This window comes from Yinghuangia seranimata (assembly GCF_029953285.1).
Taxonomy (GTDB): Bacteria; Actinomycetota; Actinomycetes; order Streptomycetales; family Streptomycetaceae; genus Yinghuangia; species Yinghuangia seranimata.
Genome location: NZ_JASAOI010000018.1, coordinates 17,092 through 36,550, shown reverse-complemented (window position 1 = coordinate 36,550; position 19,459 = coordinate 17,092). Strand labels below are relative to the sequence as shown.

Genomic DNA, 19,459 nt, shown 5'->3' with positions numbered 1-19,459 from the left:
CATGACCCAGTTCTTCTTCAACCTGCTGTCACCGACGGCCGGCGCCACCGTCAGCCGCACCGTCACCGTCACGCTCGCGGGCGGCGACCTCAACCCCGGCCACGGGTTCCCGAACTACAAGCTCACCGGCGCCACCGTGCGGTTCGGTGCGAACGGGCCCGTGGTGCGGGCCACCTCGGCCGGCGGCAACTCGTGGCGCGCGACCGGGCAGCTGCCCGCCGGGACCACCGGGGGCGCGGCGGTGCTGATCACCGCGACCGGCGAGGCCATCGAGACCACCAACGGCGGCACGCCGACCGAACCCGAGCCGGTGGACCGGCCGTTCACGGTCGACCGCCAGGTGCAGGTGGTCACCGAGGCGACGTTCCCGCTGCTGGCGATCGACCCGTTCGCCCAGGACGTCACTCCGTCCGAACTGCCCTACAAACTCGCGCTGACCGGCACCGCCTCCGACGCGGACTCCGGGGTGGCGGGCGTGCAGGTCGCCGTCGACGGCGGCGCCCCCGTGGCCGCGCGCAACCTGTCCGGTGACTGGGGGCGGTGGGCGATCGACCTGTCCTTCGCCGTCGGGAACCACACCATCCGGGTGACCGCCACGGACACGCTCGGCAACGCCGCCACGGTCGCCACGACGATCACCGTCAAGGCGCCGGTCGAACCCACGCCCGTCGAGCAGGCGTTCGCCGCGACGAGCTACCTGCGCGAGACGCTCGGCATGGCCTCGCGCTACCTGCGCGTCGACGGCGCGACCACCGGCCCGACCACACCGGGGCTCGCGGCGCTGCTGCGGCAGCCGCTCGACCGCGTCGTCAAGCCGGCCTCGTTCGACGCCGTCACCGCCGACACCGCGCAGGCCAGGCTCGCCGTCGAGGTGCTGCGCGCGGGCCTGACGCCGCCCGCACCGACCGCGCTCGACCAGCGGTTCCGGGCCCAGGCGTACGAGGAGGTGCTGCGGCGGCTCGGCACCTCGTCCGACGAACTGCGCTCGGCCCGCACCGCGGACGCCGCGGCCCGCGCCGAACTCGCCGCGCGGCTCGGCATCGGCCTCGGCACGCCCCGGCCCGACCGGCTGGACGCGCTCACGTTCGCGCCCGACACGGTCACGGACGCCCAGCTGGAGCAGGTCTTCGGCTACCGCTCGACCAACCCGGCGGACCCGCTGGCCGCGCCGCTGCCCGCCCAGGTCGCGCTGTGGCAGCAGGACGCCCTCAAAGCCGCGTGGGCCCAGGCCGACGCCGCCGGTCGCGACGGTGTCGGCGGCCAACTGCCGTTGATCGACCCGGACCTGGTCGACGTCTCGCACGTGCGCTCCACGGCGCCGACCGACCCGGCGCGGGCGCTGTGGACGCAGCGCCGCGACTGGATCCAGGCCCGGGTCACCGAGACCGCCGCACTGTTCACCGGTGCCGGGCGCACCGACGCGGGCTTCGACGCCGCGCTGCGCAACGCCGGGATCACGGTGGACCTGCTCGCGGTCGCCGCCCGCGACCACGACGGGGTCGACGTGACCGCGGAGGTCGCGGCACTCGGCCTGGACCTGGCCGCGTTCCGGTTCCTCGCCCGGCTCCGGCCGCTGGTCGCGACGTCGTCGGTCACCGAGAGCGAGTGGCAGGACGTCGTGTCGATCGCCGTGCAGGCGCGCAAGCGCGGGCAGTTCGGCGCGTGGCGGCTGGCCGAGCGGCAGGCCGGGATCCTCGCGCTCGACCCCGCGGTGTTCACCGCCGACCCCGGTCTCGACCCGGTCGCCTTCACCGGCGCGCTGCGCTGGCGCGCGACGCGGGCCGCACGCGACCGCTGGGAACGCGCGGTCGCGGCGCGGCAGCGCCAGTCCGACGCGGCCGCGGCCGGCTACGCGGCGGCGGTCGCGGCCGTGGAGCAGACCGTGCTGCCCGACCTGCGCGACGCCCTGGTCACCGAGACCGGCGCCCGCGCGAACCCGCCGCGCAGCATGGAGCAGACCGCCGAGCAGCTCTCCCGCGACCTGTCGATCGACCTGCGGGCCGCAGCCGGCACCCGGACGACCCGGGTCGGGCAGGCCGTCGACTCGCTGCAGAACCTGCTCGTGTCGGCGCGCACCGGCCGCCTGGTGACGCAGGGCGCGGCGCACACCGTGACCGTGTCCGACGAGGCGGGCTTCGACGCCGAGTGGGCGTGGCTGGAGACGTACGCCCGGTGGAGCGCCGCCATGCAGGCCTTCGCGTACCCCGAGAACCGGCTGCTGCCCAGCCTGTTCGTCCACGAGTTCGTGGCGAGCGACCGCGAGCTCGCACCGAGCAAACCGTTCACCGACCTGATGTTCGGCACGTCCCACTCGACCGGCCTCGTCGGGGTGTCGCGCTTCACGCCCGCCGACGCGAACGCGTTCGCGGACGCCTACCTCGCGCAGATGAAGGCCGATCCGGGCATGGCCGACGCCATGAAGCGCGTGCCGCTGGCCGCGATCCGGCCCGGGGTGAAGAGCGACGACTACCGGGCGCTGTGCGCGAGCCTCGCGGCCGACTGGCTCGGGCACGCGCCGGTCGAGGAACGCGAAATGCCGCAGCACCTGCGGGAGATCTTCTGGCTGGTGCCCGTCGCGCTCGCCCGCAAGCTGCACGACAGCGGGCACTACGCGGACGCGCTGGACTGGTACCACCTGGTGCTCGCGTTCCGGCTGCCGCCCGGCCGGCGGTTCGTCTACCAGGGGCTGGCCCTCGAACAGAACCTCACGTCCACGTTCGGGCGGCTCCCGGAGTGGCTGCCGCTGGTCAAGGAGCTCAACCCGCACTTCACCGCGCGGCACCGCAAGGGCGCGTACACGCGGTACACCCTCATGTCGGTCGTCGAGTGCTTCCTGGCGTTCGCCGACTCGGAGTTCGCGCGCAACGCCCCCGACTCGAACGCGCGTGCCCGCGCGCTGTACCAGAGCGCGACGGACCTCCTCGCGCTGCCCGAACTCACCCCGGAGACCGGGCCGTCCGTGCCGTTCCCGGTCAACCCGGTGTGGCGGAACCTCGGGGTGCGCGCGGCGGCGGGGCTCGCGAAGATCCACGCCGGGCTCAACGTCGCCGGGCAGGGCGTCGTCGCGTCGGGCGGCGAGAGCGTGCTGCCGAGCGTGTACCGGTACAGCGTGGTCGCCGAGCGCGCCAAGACGCTCGTGACGATCGCTCAGCAGGTCGAGTCCGCCTATCTGTCCGCGCTCGAGCACGCCGACGGCGCCACCTACGACCTGCTCCAGTCCGGGCACGACCTGCGCACCGCGCGCGCCGCGCTGTCGACGCAGGAGCTGCGGGTGGAGGCGGCCGGTAACGCCGTCGAGCAGGCGGGGCAGCAACGTGACCGCGCGGCCCTCCAGTTCGACACCTACGACGGCTGGATCGAGGGCGGGCTCAACGACGACGAGCGCGCCGCGATGGACCTCATGAAGGTCTCCGCGCCGCTGCACGTCGCCGCCGGGTTCGCGCACCTGGCCGACGTCGACCCGCTCCACGAAGGCACCGCTGCCGCGGGCGCGCTCGCCGAGGAGGCCGCGGCGGCGTCGACCGCGGCGCAGCTGAAGCAGACCCGGGCCGGCTTCGAACGCCGGGCGCAGGAGTGGCGGTTCCAGCGGGCGCTCGCCGGGCAGGACCGGCAGATCGCCGAGACGTCGGTCGCGGGCGCGAAGATCCAGCAGCAGATCGCCGTCCGGGAGCGCGACAGCGCCTTCGAACAGCTCGACCACGCCAACACGGTCGCGGACTTCCTGGCCACCAAGTTCACCAACGCGCACCTGTACGAGTGGATGAGCGGCGTCCTCGGCAACGTGTACAGCTACTTCCTCCAGCAGGCCACCGCGATCGCCCAACTCGCGCAGGCCCAGCTGGCGTTCGAACGCCAGGAGCCGCTCGCCGGGTTCATCGCGGCGGACTACTGGCAGCCCGCCGCCGCACAGAACGACACGGCCGTCGGGCAGGCCCCGACGGACCGGCGCGGCATCACCGGCTCCGCGCGCCTGCTCCAGGACCTCTTCCAGCTCGACCAGCACGCGTTCGCTACCGACCGGCGCAAGCTGCACCTGACACGCACCTTCGCGCTGTCGCAGCTCGCGGCGTACGAGATGCAGCAGTTCCGGCAGACCGGCGTGCTCACCTTCGCCACCCCGCAGGAGCTGTTCGACCGCGACTTCCCGGGGCACTACCTGCGGCTGGTGCACCGCGTCGAACTGTCGCTGTTCGCCGTCGTGCCGCCGCCGGGGGGCGTGTCCGGGACGCTGTCGGCGTCCGGTGTCTCGCGCACGGTGGTCGCCCGTGACTCGTTCGACACCGTCATGCTGCGGCGCGACCCCGAGTCGATCGCGGTCACGGCGCCGCTGAACGCCGCGGGCGCGTTCAAGCTCGAACCGGACAGCAACATGCTCCTGCCCTTCGAGGGCATGGGGGTGGACACCGTTTGGCAGCTCGAACTTCCCAAGGCGGCGAACCCGTTCGACTACGACACGATCGCCGAGGTGCTCTTCACCGTCGAGTACACCGCGCTGGACAGCCCCGACTACCGGCACACCGTGGTGCGTTCGCTGAACCCCGGGTTCAGCGGCGACCGCACGTTCTCGCTCCGCGACGAGTTCCCCGACGTCTGGTACGACCTGGTCAACCCGGACACCGTGGCCGACCCGGCGCGCCGGATGCACGCCGTCCTGCCGCTCGACCGGTCGGACTTCCCGCCGCACGTCTCGGACCTGGCGGTCGCGCACGTCACCCTGTTCGCGGTGCGGGACGCCGCGTTCACCGACGAGCTGACCGTTTCCGCGCTCCGGCACACCCCGCCCGGCGGGACGGCGACCGACGCCGCCGCGGTCCGCACGGTCAACGGTGTGGCCGGCACCCGTCGCCCCAACGGAACCGCGTGGCAGCCGCTCGTCGGCGGCGACCCGGCGGGCACGTGGGACCTCCGCTTCGAGGACACAGCCGCCGTGCGCGCGGCGTTCGCCGACGGGCGTGTCCAGGACGTCGCGCTGGTCTTCACCGTGACGGGCACTCAGCCGGAGTGGCCGTCCTGAGCAGCCCGTGCTAGCGCGGCGGGTCGTCCGCGGGGTCGTCGGGAAGGGCGAAGAACCGCAGGGCGATCCGCCGCGCCCCTTCAGGGGCGTCCTGTGCGCTGTGCCCGTACTGCTCGAGCAGTTCGACGTAGGCGCGGACGAACCCCAGGTACTCGTCCTTGGTCATGTAGAAGCCGGCGCGCATGGCCTGCGCCCAGCCGTCCGGGCCGTCGTACTGCGTGAGGACCCGGAAGTAGAGGTCGATGTCCTGGTCCGCCCGGAGGCGGGTGTGCTTCATGGCCGCCGAGCGCTCCGCGGCGGCCATCTTCGCCGGGTCGGGCATCTGGATGCGGATCGGCAGCGGGCGCCACCACCGCTCGCGCCCCGCCGACCGCTCGGCGATCTCCTCGACGAAGCCCTGCTCGGCGAGCTTGCGGAGGTGGTAGCTGGTCGTGCCGGTGCTCTCGTCGAGCGCCTTGGCCAGGCCGGTGGAGTTCGCCTCGCCGTGCCGCTGGAGGTGGTCGAGGATGCGGCGCCGGAGCGGATTGGCGAGGGTCCGGTACACCGCGGACCGGTCGCCGTTCGCCCCCGTGGGGTCGCCGCCGTCGGCGGGTTCGGGCTGGTCGGGGCTCATGCCCGGGATGATACCGAAAGCTATGCAGAACTCTATGCAAAACTCTTTGCAGAAGATTCTGCAATCGACTACCGTGAGCCGTGCGGCGCGGCACCGCGCGCCGAACCCGCAGCGGAGGAGCCGGCGACATGACCGAACGACCCCACGCGATACGGACCCACGCCACCGCCGTCCCCACCGCGCGACCCGCGCGGGGCGCCGCCGGCACCCCCGACGCCGACTGGTGGTCGGGCTGCGACGGACCGCCCGGGACGACCGTGCTGATGACGCGGCTCGGCGACCGCATCGACGACCGGGTGGCCGAGGCGTTCGACGAACAGTTGGCCGAACGCCTCGCGGAACCGGGCCCGCTGCGCCGCGCCCTGGTCCGCAACCGCAAGGCCGCCCCCGCCGTCGTCCTGACCTCGGCCGCCCTCGGCACCGCCGCGACCACCCTGTCCTCCGGCGGCGCCACGACCACGCTCGTCACCTGGGCCGGACTCCTGGCCCTGAACCTGGCGTACTTCTTCCGCCGCGCCTGAGTCGAACGGCCTTTGCGGACACTGCTGTGGTTGCGCGCCTCGGGCCCCGGTGCGCCGCCCGGCCCGAGGCGCGCCCCGCGGTCAGGAGTTGTGGTCCCCCGACCGCGGGCCGATCGGCTCGCTGAAGGCACTGGTGGCAGTGCCGAAGCGCATCGCCGACCGGGTCTCGGTGGTGTAGCGACCCCACGCGGGAATGCCCGCGTGGTCGGGGTCACCCGTGCGCACGAACGCGATCCCCGCCTCGTGCACGGCCGATCCGAGGCCGTCGAGCGTGCCGGCGTCCGCTCGAACGCCGCGGAAGACCTCCAGTCCCTCCGCCCGGACGCCGCGTATCGCGCCGAGGGTGGTGTCGGCGACCGGTGCCTGAGCTTCGATCATGACGATCCTTCCCGGCGGGGCGGCGGTCAGTTGTTCGTCGGCAGCATGTGCAGGGCGGCGAGCGGGTGTTCGGTCGCGCGGGACTCCTCGTCGAAGACCATGGCCGTGCGGGTGGCCGCGGTGAAGCCCGGCCACGTGTCGCCCGGGTCGCCCGCGTGGGCGAAGCGCGTCCACGCCGTGCTGACCGCGTCGGCGACGGCCTGCGGGGGCGTCGGGCCGGTGAACTGTTCGACGCCGGGCAGCGCGAGGTTGTCGAAGACGAACGGCAGGTCCAGCGAGTGGCACGCGCCCAGTTCCCCGTCCAGCGCCGTGGAGCGCCAGGCGAACAGGTACACCCACGTCGCGTTGCCGTGTCCCGCGTGCGCCTCGGCGAGGTCGTACACCGGTGCGCGGAACATGCGTTCGCTGCCGAGCGCCAGACCCAGGCCCGCGGCGGTGGTGTCCGGCTCGGCCGCCCGGAACGCGCTCAGTGCCGTGTCGGGGTCCTGGTAGGCCGCGGCGAACATCATGCCGACGGTGGCGTCGTCGAGCGGGGCCGGGGGTCCGGCCAGCAGCCCGAGCCGGCTCTCCTCCCACATGGCCCCGATGACCAGCGGGACGCGGGCGGCCGTGCCGGCGCGGAAGGCGGCGAGCGGCGTTGCGGCCAGGACCGTGCCGTCGACCACCGGCCGGAACGGCGGCCCCCCGGCCGGGTTCTCCGCGAACGCCGCCGCAGCGACCGTTTCCTGAGCGCGGATCAGCTCCGCCGCCGGAACGTCCAGGAGCGCCTGCGGGTCGTCGGTGCCCAGTTCCTTCAGGATCCGGCGGGCCACGTCGGTGGCCTGCTCCGGGTCGTGCACGAACTCGCCGTTGCCGCTTTGTATGACGGCCTTGTGGAACAACCCGGCCGCGGCCGGCATGGCCATCAGCGCGGCGACGCTCATCGCCCCGGCGGACTGCCCGAAGACCGTGACGTTGCCGGGGTCGCCGCCGAACGCGGCGATGTTGTCGCGCACCCACGCCAACGCCGCGGCCTGGTCGAGCAGTCCGAGGTTCCCGGCCCCGGCGTACTCGGCGCCGAGCAGCTCGGCCACGTGCAGGAACCCGAACGCGCCCAGCCGGTAGTTGACGGTGACGACGACCACGTCGCCGCGCGCGGTCAGCCGGCTTCCGTCGAACACCGGGTCGCGGCCCGAGCCGGTCATGAACCCGCCGCCGTGCAGCCAGACCATGACCGGCCGCCGGCCCTCGGTGTCCGGCGTCCACACGTTGAGCGTCAGGCAGTCCTCGTCCACCGGGAAGACCGGCTGTCCGAACATCGCCACGAGCAGGTGGTCCACCGGCTGCGCGGCGGCGGGGCCGTACGCGGTGGCGTCCCGGGGCCCGGTCCACGGCTCCGGCGCGCGCGGCGGCCGGAAGCGGTCGGCCCCGACGGGCGGAGCCGCGTACGGAACGCCCTTGAAGCACTGGCCGTTCGGGTCCGTCGTGCCTGCGACCGGACCGGCTGTGGTGTGGATGATCACGCTTCCCCCTTCGCCTGCCGCAGGTCGCGCCAGGCCTTCCGTGACGCCGCCAACGGGTCCGCCACAACGGCGGGTTCCGTGTCCCAGATGCGGGTCTTCGCCGTCTGACCGTCGAACCGCGGCCACCCGGGGTCGCCCGAGGTCGCGAACCCGATCCAGCTCGCCCGCAGTTGCTCGGACAGCCGGCGGTAGTCGTCCGGCATGCCCTTGCCGCCGAACAGGAACTTCCCCATGTCGCTGTCGGCGTGCCCGAAGGCCGCCGGGATGTCGACGGTGTGGACCGCGCCCAGCGCGCCGCCGAACACCGGGGCCGGCCAGGCGAACTCGTACAGCCACGCGCGCCCGCCCGCCTCCGCGTGCGCCTCGGCGAGCCACGTCGACGGCATGCGGAACAGCGCGTCGGAGTACATCGCGGTGTACAGGCGCCCGTCCGACTCCCCCGGGTGGCCCTCCCGGTACAGCGCGACGGCCGACGGGTCCAGGCCCAGCACCCGCGCGGTCGTCTCCAGGCCCAGGTCCCGGCGCCCGCCGCGCGGCGGCTTGGGCGCGGACTTGTCGCGCTTCGGGCGGCTGCGCGCCATGGCGAGCATCATCGGCAGGGACTTCACCAGCCCGCCCAAGGTGGGCTTGATCGCGCCGTGTTGCAGGGACCACAGGGTGAACTCGTCGCGCGTGTAGCCGGAGATGAGGTCGACGTCGCGTGCGACGCCCGACTCGAGCGCCCGCCACGGCAGGTCGACGACCGTCTCCCCGTCGATCATCGGCGAGAACGCGGTGATCGCCTCGGGGGTCGTCCACGCCGCGGGGTCGGCCTCCATGGCCGTCAGCGGCACGTCCTGCACGGCCAGCAGCCGTTCCGCCGGCACGCCGGCGAGCTCCCGGGGATCCACCCCGGCCGCGGCGCAGATCTGCTGCGAGATGCGCTCGGACTCCTCCTCCGGCAGGTACCGCCCGGCCAGGCTCTGGACGATCGCGCGCCGGAACAGCCCGCGCGCGCCCGGGGCGGTCAGCAGCGCGGCGATCGACGCGCCGCCGCCGGACTCGCCGAACAGCGTCACGTTGTCGGGGTCCCCGCCGAAGCCGGCGATGTTCTCGTGCACCCACCGGAGTGCCGCGGCCTGGTCGAGGAACCCGCGGTTCGCCGGGGCCCCCGGCACGTGCGCGAACCCCTCGAACCCGACGCGGTAGTTGAACGTCACCACGACCACGCCGCCGCGCGCGAGGACCGCGCCGTTGTGGGCGGGGTCGGCGGAGTGGCCGCTCTTCCAGCCGCCGCCGTGGATCCACACCATGACCGGCAGCCGGTCGCCGGCGCCGCCGGGCGTCCAGACGTTGACGCTGAGGCAGTCCATGCCGTCCTCGCGACGCCAGGGGGCCGGCATGCCGGGGATCAGCGGCAGCTGGGGCGGCACGACCCCGAACGCGTCGGCGGGCCGAACGCCGTCCCACGGCTCGGCCGGCGCGGGGGCCTGGAACCGCAGCGGCCCCTCGGGCGGCGCGGCGAAGGGGATGCCCTTGAAAACGGTGAGGCGGGGATCGAGGGCGACGCCCTGCACGGCTCCGCCGGCGGTCTTGACGACCGTGGCCTTGTTGCCCATTGCGGCAGGTCCTTTCCGGTGAATGCCGTTATTGCTATCCCACGGAAAAGCGATACGGCAAGCGACGCGCAGAATTCACCCGCTGACTTCACTCGATTAATTCAAGGGGGCTTCGCGGCGGGCCGACCGGCGATTTCCGGGCCGTCGCCCACGGAATCCGGCGGCATCGTTCCGGCTCCTTGACACCCCGTACGCCGCGGCCGAGCATGACCGACATGACCTCCCGCGGCGGATCGCAGCAGGAGCTGCGCGCCTGGAACCTGCGGCGGCTGCTGGACTGCCTGGCGCAGGGCCCGCTCCCCCAGATCGAACTCGCCGCCGCCTCCGGCCTGTCCGAGGCGACGGTGTCCAACCTGGTCAAGGTGCTGCTCGACCAGGGCAAGATCCTCCTGGAGCCGGGCGTGCGCAACGGCCGCCGGACGAAGGTGCTGCGGCTGCGCGGCCAGGAGGCCTCGTGGCACCTGGGCGTCGACCTGGGGCGCACGGCGATCCGGGTGGCGTCGCTGACCGCGTCGGGTGACGCGCGGGTGCACACGGCCGAGGTGTCGGCGCCGTACCCCTATTCTCACGCGATCGACACCGTCGCCGGGCTGGTCGCGCGGTTCACGGAGGACGGCCTGCCCGCGGCCAAGCCGTCCGGCGCGGTCGTCGCGGTGCCGGGCCTGGTGCGCACGGGCGCGGGCACGCCGCCGGGGCTGCTCGGCGAGGGCTACCACCAGGCGATGGGCTGGGGCAGCGTTCCGCTCGCCAAGGACCTCGCGGCCGCGCTCGGCGTCGACGTGGCGGTCGAAAACGACTGCAACCTGGCCGCGTTGGCCGAGATGCACGAGGGCGCGGCCCAGCCGTACCGGGACTTCATGTACCTGTACTGCGACACCTACGTCGGCGGCGCGCTGGTGCTGGACGGCCGGATCTACCGCGGCGGCGGGGGCGCCGCGGGCGAGTTCGGGCACACCAGCGTCGACACGGACGGCCGGCCGTGCTGGTGCGGCGGGGTCGGCTGCCTGGAGACCGTCATCGGCGGGGCGGCGCTGGTCGAGGCGGCCGGGGGCGGCGTCGACGGGCGCCCGACGACCGTCGAGCAGGTGGTGGAGGCGGCGCGCGCCGGGGACGAGGCGTGCCGCGACGCGGTCGCCCGCGCCGGGACGGCGATCGGCGGGCTGGCCGGCACGGTGGCCACGCCCCTCGACCTGGGCTGCGTGGTCGTCGGCGGCGCGCTCGCGGGCGCCGGGTCGCTGCTGCTGGACGCGGTGCGCACGCGCCTGACGTCGTTCGTGGGCCGGCTGCGTCCGTCCACCCCGGAGGTCGCGGTCGCCGCGCTGGACGCGGACGCCGTGCTGCGGGGCGCCGCACTGGCCGCGCGCCAGGCCGCCCGCGCCTCCTGATTTCCCGCTCCGTCTTCCGCTGCGGAATTCCAGGCTTCACATTTACGCCACGCCAGGGGATGATCCATCCTCGTTCCCGGCGTTTTCGCATGGATTCCCCGCACGTCTTGAATTCACTCCACCAGGGCCATTGCCCGGTGCGCCGGAACATGAAATTGCGGATCATTGACGATCGCAGAATTTACGCTATACGTTCTGCGCACCGGAAGGAGTCCCCGATGCATGCTCTCCCCGACGGACGCACCGCGTGTTCCCGCGCGGCCGCCCTCGCCGTCGCCGTCGCCGCCCTGGGCGCCGTGACCCTGCCCGCGGTCCCCGCCTATGCGGCGGACCCCGCGGCGCCGGCCGCCGCCGCACCCTTCGCACAGTTCGCGCCGCTGTCCCAGGCGGCCGTCACGCAGGACGCCTCCGGCGCCTTCCACCTCACGTGGCAGCAGGCGCCGTTCGTACAGGGCGTGGACGTCTACGCCTCGACGGACCCCGACCACATCCGGGCGCACGGAACCCTCGCCGCCTCGACCACCGGCGCGGCCGCGTCCGGATCGGCGGCGGTCACCGGCCTGGACGGAACCCGGCGCTGGTACTTCCTGCTCGTCCCGCGCGGCCCCCTGGCCGGGTTCACGACCGCAACGGCCGTGCGTGGCATCCCCGTCGCGGGGACCCGCAACACCCGTGACATCGGCGGCTATTCGACGGCCGACGGCCTCCAGGTGCGCTGGGGCAGCGTGTTCCGCTCCGACACCCTCTCGGGCGTCACCCCCGCCGGCGTGTCCACGCTCGCGGGCCTCGGCCTGGACCGCGTCGTCGACTTCCGCAGCGACTCCGAGATCGCGGCGAACGGCCCCGACCACGTCCCGACGGGCGTGGACGTCCTGAACGAGCCGATCGGCATCGGCGGAGGAGGCGGCGGCCCCGCCGACATCTTCGCGATGACGCCGGCCCAGTACGAGCAGCAGTTCGGCAACGGCCAGGCCGTCGCGATCATGAAGCAGGCCTACGCCTCGTACGTCACCGACCCCGAGGTCCGCTCCCGCTTCGCCGACGCCCTCCGCGCGATCGCCGACGGCCGCGACCCGGCCCTGTTCCACTGCAGCGCGGGCAAGGACCGCACCGGCTGGATGGCGGCCGTCCTCCTGACCGCCCTGGGCGTACCGCGCGACACCGTCTACGCCGACTACCTGATCTCCCGCGACAACATGGCCCCCGTGGTCGCCGCCGTCGGGCACCTCCTGAGCAGCGCGGGCTACAACCCCGACTACATCACCCCGATGCTCACCGTCGACGCCTCCTACCTCGACACCGCCTTCGACCAGGTCCAGGCCACCTACGGCTCCTTCGCGGCCTACCTCCACGACGGCCTCGGCCTCGACCCCGGCACCCTCGCCCGCCTCCGCGCCCGCCTCCTCACCCCACAGCGCTGACCGCCCCCACAATCAGCCTGTCCGCGCGGCACATCAGGGGCGCGGCGCGGACAGGCCGCCATCCACAGCGCTTCGTTGACGCGGCCAGGCGTAGACGGGAAACGCCGTCTGCCGGGCCAGGTCACCGAAGTACCGCTCACGGGCCCACAACGACCGGTCGCCGATCACGATCAGCCGCCGCCTCGCACGGCTCACGGCGACGTTCAGGAGGTTCGGCTTCGCCGCCGCCCAGGCGCGTGCAGGGGCGTCCGCGTCCGGGTGTGTGCCCAGGACGAGGACGACGACGTCGGCCTCCTTGCCCTGCATGGTGTGGACCGTCCCGATGTTGTCGCGCACGAAGGCGCGCACCTGGGCGGCATAGGCCAAACGGTCCATGCCTTCAGGGGGTTCGCCCTCCCAGCGCAGGTCGCGCACGACCTGCCGGGCGCCGTCCACGACGTCACGGAAGGGGCTGAGTACGCGGATTCGGGCCAGGTCCACGCCGTATCCCGTCGCCACGTGGTCCCGCGGCTTGTGCAGCTTCGCCAGGACGTCCGCGAGCGCCGCCCCCTCGCGGGGGATCCACTTTCCGTGGGCCTGGCCCGCGCTGACGTCCACCCAGCTGCTGTTGGGGAAGCGGCGCTGCGGGCTCGGGAAGGCAGCCTCGGCGGTGCCGTAGACCATCAGTCCCTCGTAGGCGAGGTCGTTGCAGACGTCGAACATCGGGTTCTCGCAGCGGCGGTGTACACGCAGCGGCGCACCGACCCACACCTCGCTGTCCTCACCGTGCGGCCCGCGGTCGGTCAGCGACGTGCCCCACTGGTTGGTGCGGTCCGCCACCCGCTGGGCGGACGTGACGGAAGGCATCCACTCAGCCCCGACCCCGTAGACGCTCCGCAGCAGGTTCTGGACGGTCTGCGGCAGCTGGACGACGGGTTCGAGCTGGAGCGGGTCGCCCACGAGGACCGCCCGGCGGGCCCGCCACAGCGCCCCTACGGCGGCTTGCGGAGTGGACTGGCCCGCCTCGTCGACGAGCACCCAACCGAGGCTCTCCGCACCGAGGTCGCGGAACAACCTGCCGCACGAGGCGAACGTCGTCGAGACCACGGGGACGAGCAGGAACAGGGTCCGCCAGGCGGCAAGAGCCGCTTCCCCGGGTGTCCCGTCGCCGCGGCCGCCGAGCAGCCCCATCAGGACGTTCAGGTTGCGGCGGATGGTGGCGGCGTTCGCCGCGACGAAGCACTGGTGCAGGTCGAGCGCGGCGAGGAAGACCCGGGTGCGGGCGGCGGCCCATTCGGGGTCGGACCACGGGGCGAGGAGTTCCCGCTCGGACTCGGGAAGCACCGCCCATTCGTCCGGTGGGACGTGCTCCGGCCACCTGCGGCGGGCCTGGTCGAGGCGCATCAGATTCGCCCGTGTGGCAGTACCGCCCAACGGGTCTCGGCACGCCTCCCACGCCGCCGCGGCGGCCGTCCTCCGCAGCCGATGCACCGTCTCGGCGGAACAGGCGTCCTCGAACGCGTCCACCGCGTCCGACCACTTGATCGCGAGGTCCTCGGCGTCGTCGGCGACGGGACGCAGCCCGGGCGGTCCTGCCGCCGGATAGCGCTCGGCGACCGGCGGATCGTAGAGGCCTGCGTTGTCGGCCAGTTGCCTCAGCAGTTCGTGCATGCCGAGCGGTTCGGGGTCGTCCGGCTCGGCGTCGGGGCCCGCGCCGCGCGGCCGGGACGGAACATCGTCGTCGGCCGAGCTCCCCCACCAGAAGGTCTCTTTGAACGCCTTCCGCTTCTTCGCGTTCCCCAGCGGCGCGGCCACGATCCCCCAGGCCGGCAGGCCGCCGAGCATCGACACCGCCTGATCGACGAAGTACGACGCCTCGCCGTGCCATTCGTCGTCCAGGGCGCCCAGCCCCGGCAGTTCCTTGGTGATGTTCTCCACCGCGCCGTTGTTCGAGGAGGCGACGACGATCTCGAATCCGGCCAGCGTGTCCGCGACCGGGCGGAACTTGCGGACCACCCCCTCATCGGTCGTCCAGCTCTCCACGCCGCGGAAGCCGCTGTGCGGGTACTCCAACTCGGCCATGCTCTGGGCACGTTCGACGACCACGGCCGCGATGAGGTCGCGGAGCATCGTGGTCTTCCCCGTACCCGGCGGGCCGTTGACCGAGAAGAGCCCCGCGTCCGCCAGTTCGCCCCAGGCCGCGTTGACGGCGAACTGCTGGCTGGCCGCGAGAGGGCGGTCGCTGCGCGCGGGCCAGCGGCCCTCCGGGAAGCGCTCCGGCGACAGGGTCTCGATGAGGACCTCGGGGTTCGTCCGCATGTCGACACGGTCGGCGGCGGCGACCGACGCGCCGTCGGTGAGATAGGCGGCCAGTGCGGGGCCGTATTCGCCCGGGTGTTCCGCGACCCGGCGCAGGTCGTCGGGCAGCAGGCTGTTGAGGAAGACCGGGGCGGGGTCGGGAGGCGATCCGTCCTTGTCCAACCAGACCTGGCGGCTGACCACGCGGATGCGGTGTGTGGAGCCGAGCAGGTCGGATACGCCGCAGACGGCGGCGACGTGGGCGGCGACCGCGACGACGTCGGGCAGCAGCACGGGACGGCCGGGCGGCTCCTCCGGCACCTCGTCAGGCCCGTTCCCGGGCTCGGCCGCGGATGCCTCGGCGGACGGAGCGGGCTGGGCCGATGAGACCGCCGGCCGCGGCGCCCGGCCCCCCGCCGCGGCGTCACCGGAGTCACCCGCGTCACGGCGCTCGACGGCTCGTCGGACGACGGGTGCGACGGCCCCGGCGACGATGCCCGCGCCCATGTCGCCGATCAACGCGCCGATCGCGCCGACGGCGGCGCCGCCGAGGATCTCGCCCAGCAGGGTCTTCCAGTCGGTCCCTGACGCCTGACGCGCCGCCGCGCCGGCCTGGGACGTCGCGATCAGCGTCTGCCAGGCACTCGGCGGCCGGCCGTCCGGCGTGGTGGCCGTCGGCACCGGCGGGGCGTCCGGCTCGTAGACGATGTCCCGGCCCGTGAGGATCCGGATGGCTTCCGCGCACTCCTCGGCCGCCTCGTCGAAACCGTCGAGCCAGCCCGGTACGCCCAGCCCGGGGTCGCGGATCCGGCCGATCGCCCAGGCGCAGGACGAGAAGGCCGTGGTGTTGCCGAGCAGGACCCCGCGGTCGTTCACGGTGAACGCGAACATCGCCGCGTCGTCGGTCGGCCGCGTGCCCCCGTGGTCGGGGGCGTCGCCGCCGAACTCCGCCACGAGCGCCTGACGGATCCGATCGAGGGCGAAGACTCCGCCGTACACCGTGTGTCGCCAGGCGAAACGGGCGGTGTCGATCGGTTCGAGCTGGTGCGGATGCTGAGCGTCCCAGGGCAGCATCGGCAGCGCGGCACCGGGCTCGACCGGCACGTCGTACACGCATTCCCGACGCCGGGCCGCGGCATCGTCGGGGTCGGGGACCTTCGGGATCGCGGGAGGGCTGAATAACTCCGTCGCCCGCCAGTACTGCACGATATCGCTCATCCGCTGCTGCTCGCGCATCTGCGCCCGCCCCCGTCCCCCGTACACGAACATCCCGGCCAGGCAGCACCTTACGATCAAACAACGAAACGTTCGGCAGGTCGATACCGGGGCGGTCGGGTTTTGCCGCACATGGCGTGACGAAGGCCCGCACCCCGAGACGACGGTCCCGCTGCGGCGCCGTGAAAACGCTGCTCAGACGGCCTTGCGGGCGGCCTCGACGAAGCGGGTGATCTGGGTGTGGTCCTTCACGCCCGGGGCGGATTCGACGCCGCTCGAGACGTCGACGCCCCAGGGGTGGGCCTGGTGGATGGCGTCGGCGACGTTGGTGGCGTCGAGGCCGCCGGCCAGGAGCCAGCGGCCTCGGGGTGGGGTGTCGGTGAGCAGGGACAGGTCCCAGCGGGTGCCGGATCCCGCGCGTGGGGAGTCGAGGAGGAGGGACTCCTCGCCGTAGGCGCCCACGCGCAGGTCGGGGCGTTCGCTCAGCGAGGTGGCGCGCCACAGGCGGGGGAAGTGGGCGGCGGCGTCGCGGAAGTCCTGCTCCGCGTAGCGCCTGCCGTGCAGCTGGAGGACGTCGACGCCCAGGTCCTCGGCGGCCCGGGCCCCCTCGACGGCGCCCATGTCGTGGACGACCAGGACCGACAGCACCGTCGGCGGCACGTGCGCAACGAGCTCCCGCGCCTTCTCCGGCGCCAGCGCCCGGACGCTGGTACGGCTGAGCACGAACCCGACGGCGTCCGCCCCGGCCGCCGCGGCGGCGTCGACGTCCCCGCGCGACCCGAGCCCGCAGACCTTGACGAACACGCCCGCGTTCCCGTCGCGATGATCCATGTCGGGGATCTTATGCCCAGGCCGAAGCCGCCGACCGGACGGTCGGCGGCTGCCCGGCGGCTGCTCCTAGGTGTGCGCCCGCGCCTCGGCCAGGGCGCGCATCAGGTGGGCGCGCTCGTGGAGGCACTCGTCGAGCTCCGAGGCGCACTTGGTGCTCGCCTCCGTGGCGCCCGACGCGTACACCTCCTCGACGAACGAGCGGGCCTGCGCCTCGTCGAGGCCGGTCATCTGCATCAGTCGGGTCTTGAACGCGCTGATCGCGGAATCACTCATGTCTCCAGCACACACCCGGGCCCGGCCGCCCGCCACAGGAGCACGACGGGGTGCGCCGCCCGGCGCCGGGGAGCTGCCGACACCGGGCGGCCGGTTCCGCTTCGGGGTCAGGCGGACATCGAGGCGCTCAGGTCCGACTCGCGGGTGTAGACCTCCGTCTCGCGCGACTGGCGGTCGAAGACCATGCCCTGGCGCGTCTTGGTGTCGTACGCCTGCCAGCCCGGCTCGCCGTCGCGGATGAAGGCGACCCAGGCGGCGTGCGTGGTGTCGGCGAGGTCCTGCGGAGGGTTGTCGCCGGTGTTGGCCGGGACGTTCTCGCTGTCGAGGCAGTCCCAGGCGAACGGCAGCTCGATGCAGTGCCCCGCGAAGCCGTTCCCCGCGCTCTGGAAGCGGAAGTCGTACGCGAAGGTGCCCGCGCCGCCCTTCGCGGACCGCGCGGCGAGGGTGCGCGCCACGAAGAACCGGAACAGGAAGTCCGTCATGACCCGGCCGAACAGCAGGCGGGGCTTGCCGGGGGTCGCCGCGCCGTACGTACGGCCGCGCGCCCCGGAGAACCCGGCCAGGCGCAGCGCCACACGCCGCGGCAGCCAGTCGAGCGGGGCCGGCATCATCGTCGAGACCATCTCGAACTCACCGGCGGTCGCGCCGATCAGCAGCGGCTTGTCGGCGCCGACGCCGCGCTCGACGGCCTCCTGGAAGGAGTACGGCACGAGGTCGCCGTCGACGAAGGGCGCCCAGGCCGAGACGCCGTTGGCGTCCGCGCCGGTGAGGCCCTTCATCATCTGCGGGCCCATCTCCTCGTCGCTCATCTTCGCCTGCTCCTTGAAGACGACGTCCTCGTCGAGGGCGGCGAACGCCTCCCGGGTGGGGCTGACCCCCAGGCGCTTGGCGAACGTGGCGGCGCGCGCGACGGCCGCCTCGCGGGAGCTGCCGAACGCTCCGGGGGACTCGGAGACCACGGCCCGGAAGAGGTGCTGCGCCTTCGGCATCGACAGCAGCGTGAGCACGGCGCTGCCGCCCGCGCTCTGGCCGCCGATCGTGACCTTGTCCGGGTCGCCGCCGAACGCCGCGATGCTCTCCTGCACCCACTCCAGCGCGAGCAGCCAGTCCCGCACCGCCCGGTTGTCCGGCGCGCCCTCGAGGCGGCCGAAGCCGTCGACGCCGAGCCGGTAGGACACCGACACCACCACGACGCCGTCGCGCGGGAAGGCCCCGCCCTCATACCACGGCGACGACGGCGAGCCGCTCACGAAGCCGCCGCCGTGGATCCACACGAACACCGGCAGCTTCGCGGAGGTGTCCCCCGGCTTCGGCGTGAACACGTTCACCAGGAGGGTGTCGTCGCCGGGGAACGACGGCTCGGGGATGAGCGTGACGCCCATCATGTAGTCGCGCAGCGGCGTGGCGCCGTAGCTGCTCGCGTCCCGCACACCGTCCCACGGCGCGCGCTTGACCGGAGCGGCGAAGCGCAGGTCGCCGATGGGCGCCTCGGCGTAGGGAATGCCCAGGTAGGCGGCGTTGGAGTCGCCGAGCATGGTCCCGCGGACCGCGCCGGCCGGGGTCTGGACGACGGGCGCCTCGCCCAGCGGGTCCGAGGGCTGGGCGTCGTGGCTGTGCGCGATGGAGGCCATGGTGATCCTTTCGAGCGGCACCGGGGTCCGCGGTGGCGGGAACGCGTGGCGAGAATACCTAGTGATCGGTAGGTTTTGACACACGCCGCCGGTTGCGGTTCCGCGTCGCCCGGGACGCCCGGCCGGGATCTCCGGCCGAGCGCCTCACGTGGCAGCCGTCGAGCCCTGCCCCGAGATCAGCCGACGCCCTCGCGGTTCAGCGCGCCCTGGTCCTCGTCGAGCTCGTAGTTGTAGGTGTCGGACGGACCCGACCCGTACGGGTCGGCGTACGAACCGTCCGCCTCCAACGCCCCCTGGTCCTCGTCCAGTTCGTAGTTGTAGGTGTCGGACGGACCCGACCCGTACGGGTCGGCGTACGAACCGTCCGCCTCCAACGCCCCCTGGTCCTCGTCGAGCTCGTAGTTGTACGTGTCCGACACCGGCAGGCCCTCGGCCGCGTTGATCTGGTCCTGAACCCACGGGTCCGGGGTGCCCGGGTCGACCGCCCAGGCCGGTATGCCGTCGCCGTCCTCGAACACCGGGAGGTCGGGAAGCGCGAGCGAGCCGTCGTCCCCGTCCATCGGCACCCCGATCGCGTCGATGTCGCCGCTCGCGGACGTCTCCCACAGCGAGTCGGAGCCGCCCGCGTCGTCGCCGAACAGCGAGTCGGACGAGAGGTCGTCGAGGGCGCCGTGCCCGGTGTCGTCGAAGCCGTCGGCGCCGCTGAAGTCGTGCACGGTGGTTCTCCTTATGCGAAAGGCGAAATGCGAAGTGGCGCTGGACTACGCCGTGGCCGCGTGGCGAGGAGGATCTTAAGCAGT

General features: G+C 73.4%; 13 protein-coding genes. 4 read left to right on the top strand and 9 right to left on the bottom strand.

Annotation, left to right across the window (positions count from 1 at the left end; translation table 11 throughout):
- Nucleotide 1: 1 nt before the first annotated feature.
- Nucleotides 2-5,014: a Tc toxin subunit A-related protein gene (locus QI554_RS12960; protein WP_281469456.1), complete on the top strand. Its 5,013-nt coding sequence runs from the start codon at nucleotides 2-4 to the stop codon at nucleotides 5,012-5,014.
- Between the two features lie 10 nt (nucleotides 5,015-5,024).
- Here QI554_RS12960 and QI554_RS12955 read toward each other — a convergent pair whose 3' ends face one another.
- Nucleotides 5,025-5,627, bottom strand: a complete 603-nt coding sequence (locus QI554_RS12955) for an ArsR/SmtB family transcription factor (RefSeq protein WP_281469454.1) — start codon at nucleotides 5,625-5,627, stop codon at nucleotides 5,025-5,027.
- 128 nt (nucleotides 5,628-5,755) lie between these two features.
- On the opposite strand from QI554_RS12955, the gene QI554_RS12950 reads away from it, so the two are divergent.
- Nucleotides 5,756-6,148, top strand: a complete 393-nt coding sequence (locus QI554_RS12950) for a hypothetical protein (protein WP_281469452.1) — start codon at nucleotides 5,756-5,758, stop codon at nucleotides 6,146-6,148.
- 81 nt (nucleotides 6,149-6,229) lie between these two features.
- Here the strand turns inward: QI554_RS12950 and QI554_RS12945 are convergent, their stop codons facing one another.
- From QI554_RS12945 to QI554_RS12935, 3 genes are read right to left on the bottom strand one after another with little or no spacing between them, the layout of a single operon-like run.
- On the bottom strand, nucleotides 6,230-6,526 hold the full coding sequence (locus QI554_RS12945; protein WP_281469450.1) for a hypothetical protein: 297 nt from the start codon (nucleotides 6,524-6,526) through the stop codon (nucleotides 6,230-6,232).
- Nucleotides 6,527-6,552: 26 nt separating this feature from the next.
- Complete coding sequence (locus tag QI554_RS12940) at nucleotides 6,553-8,028, bottom strand: carboxylesterase/lipase family protein (RefSeq protein WP_281469448.1); 1,476 nt, start codon at nucleotides 8,026-8,028, stop codon at nucleotides 6,553-6,555.
- A complete protein-coding gene (locus QI554_RS12935; protein WP_281469446.1) occupies nucleotides 8,025-9,626 on the bottom strand; it encodes a carboxylesterase/lipase family protein in 1,602 nt (533 codons plus the stop codon). Before QI554_RS12935 ends, QI554_RS12940 begins: the two co-directional genes overlap by 4 nt.
- 215 nt (nucleotides 9,627-9,841) lie before the next feature.
- On the opposite strand from QI554_RS12935, the gene QI554_RS12930 reads away from it, so the two are divergent.
- Together QI554_RS12930 and QI554_RS12925 are read left to right on the top strand one after the other, a co-directional pair.
- Nucleotides 9,842-11,011 carry an ROK family transcriptional regulator gene (locus tag QI554_RS12930; RefSeq protein WP_281469443.1) on the top strand — a complete coding sequence of 390 codons (1,170 nt, stop codon included), beginning with the start codon at nucleotides 9,842-9,844 and terminating at the stop codon, nucleotides 11,009-11,011.
- A gap of 218 nt (nucleotides 11,012-11,229) precedes the next feature.
- Complete coding sequence (locus QI554_RS12925) at nucleotides 11,230-12,432, top strand: tyrosine-protein phosphatase (RefSeq protein ID WP_281469441.1); 1,203 nt, start codon at nucleotides 11,230-11,232, stop codon at nucleotides 12,430-12,432.
- 33 nt (nucleotides 12,433-12,465) lie between these two features.
- On the opposite strand, the gene QI554_RS12920 is transcribed toward QI554_RS12925, so the two are convergent.
- From QI554_RS12920 to QI554_RS12900, 5 genes are all read right to left on the bottom strand, one after another.
- Entirely contained in the window at nucleotides 12,466-15,927 is a 3,462-nt protein-coding gene (locus QI554_RS12920) for a DEAD/DEAH box helicase (protein WP_281469439.1), read from the bottom strand.
- 192 nt (nucleotides 15,928-16,119) lie between these two features.
- A complete protein-coding gene (locus QI554_RS12915; RefSeq protein WP_281469437.1) occupies nucleotides 16,120-16,755 on the bottom strand; it encodes a phosphoribosylanthranilate isomerase in 636 nt (211 codons plus the stop codon).
- A 66-nt stretch (nucleotides 16,756-16,821) separates the two neighbouring features.
- Nucleotides 16,822-17,028 (bottom strand): hypothetical protein, encoded by a 207-nt coding sequence (locus tag QI554_RS12910; RefSeq protein ID WP_281469435.1) that lies wholly within the window; start codon nucleotides 17,026-17,028, stop codon nucleotides 16,822-16,824.
- Nucleotides 17,029-17,135: 107 nt separating this feature from the next.
- Nucleotides 17,136-18,659 (bottom strand): carboxylesterase/lipase family protein, encoded by a 1,524-nt coding sequence (locus tag QI554_RS12905; RefSeq protein ID WP_281469433.1) that lies wholly within the window; start codon nucleotides 18,657-18,659, stop codon nucleotides 17,136-17,138.
- Between the two features lie 176 nt (nucleotides 18,660-18,835).
- Nucleotides 18,836-19,375, bottom strand: coding sequence for a hypothetical protein (locus QI554_RS12900; RefSeq protein ID WP_281469431.1), 540 nt, complete (start codon nucleotides 19,373-19,375; stop codon nucleotides 18,836-18,838).
- Between the last annotated feature and the right edge of the window lie 84 nt (nucleotides 19,376-19,459).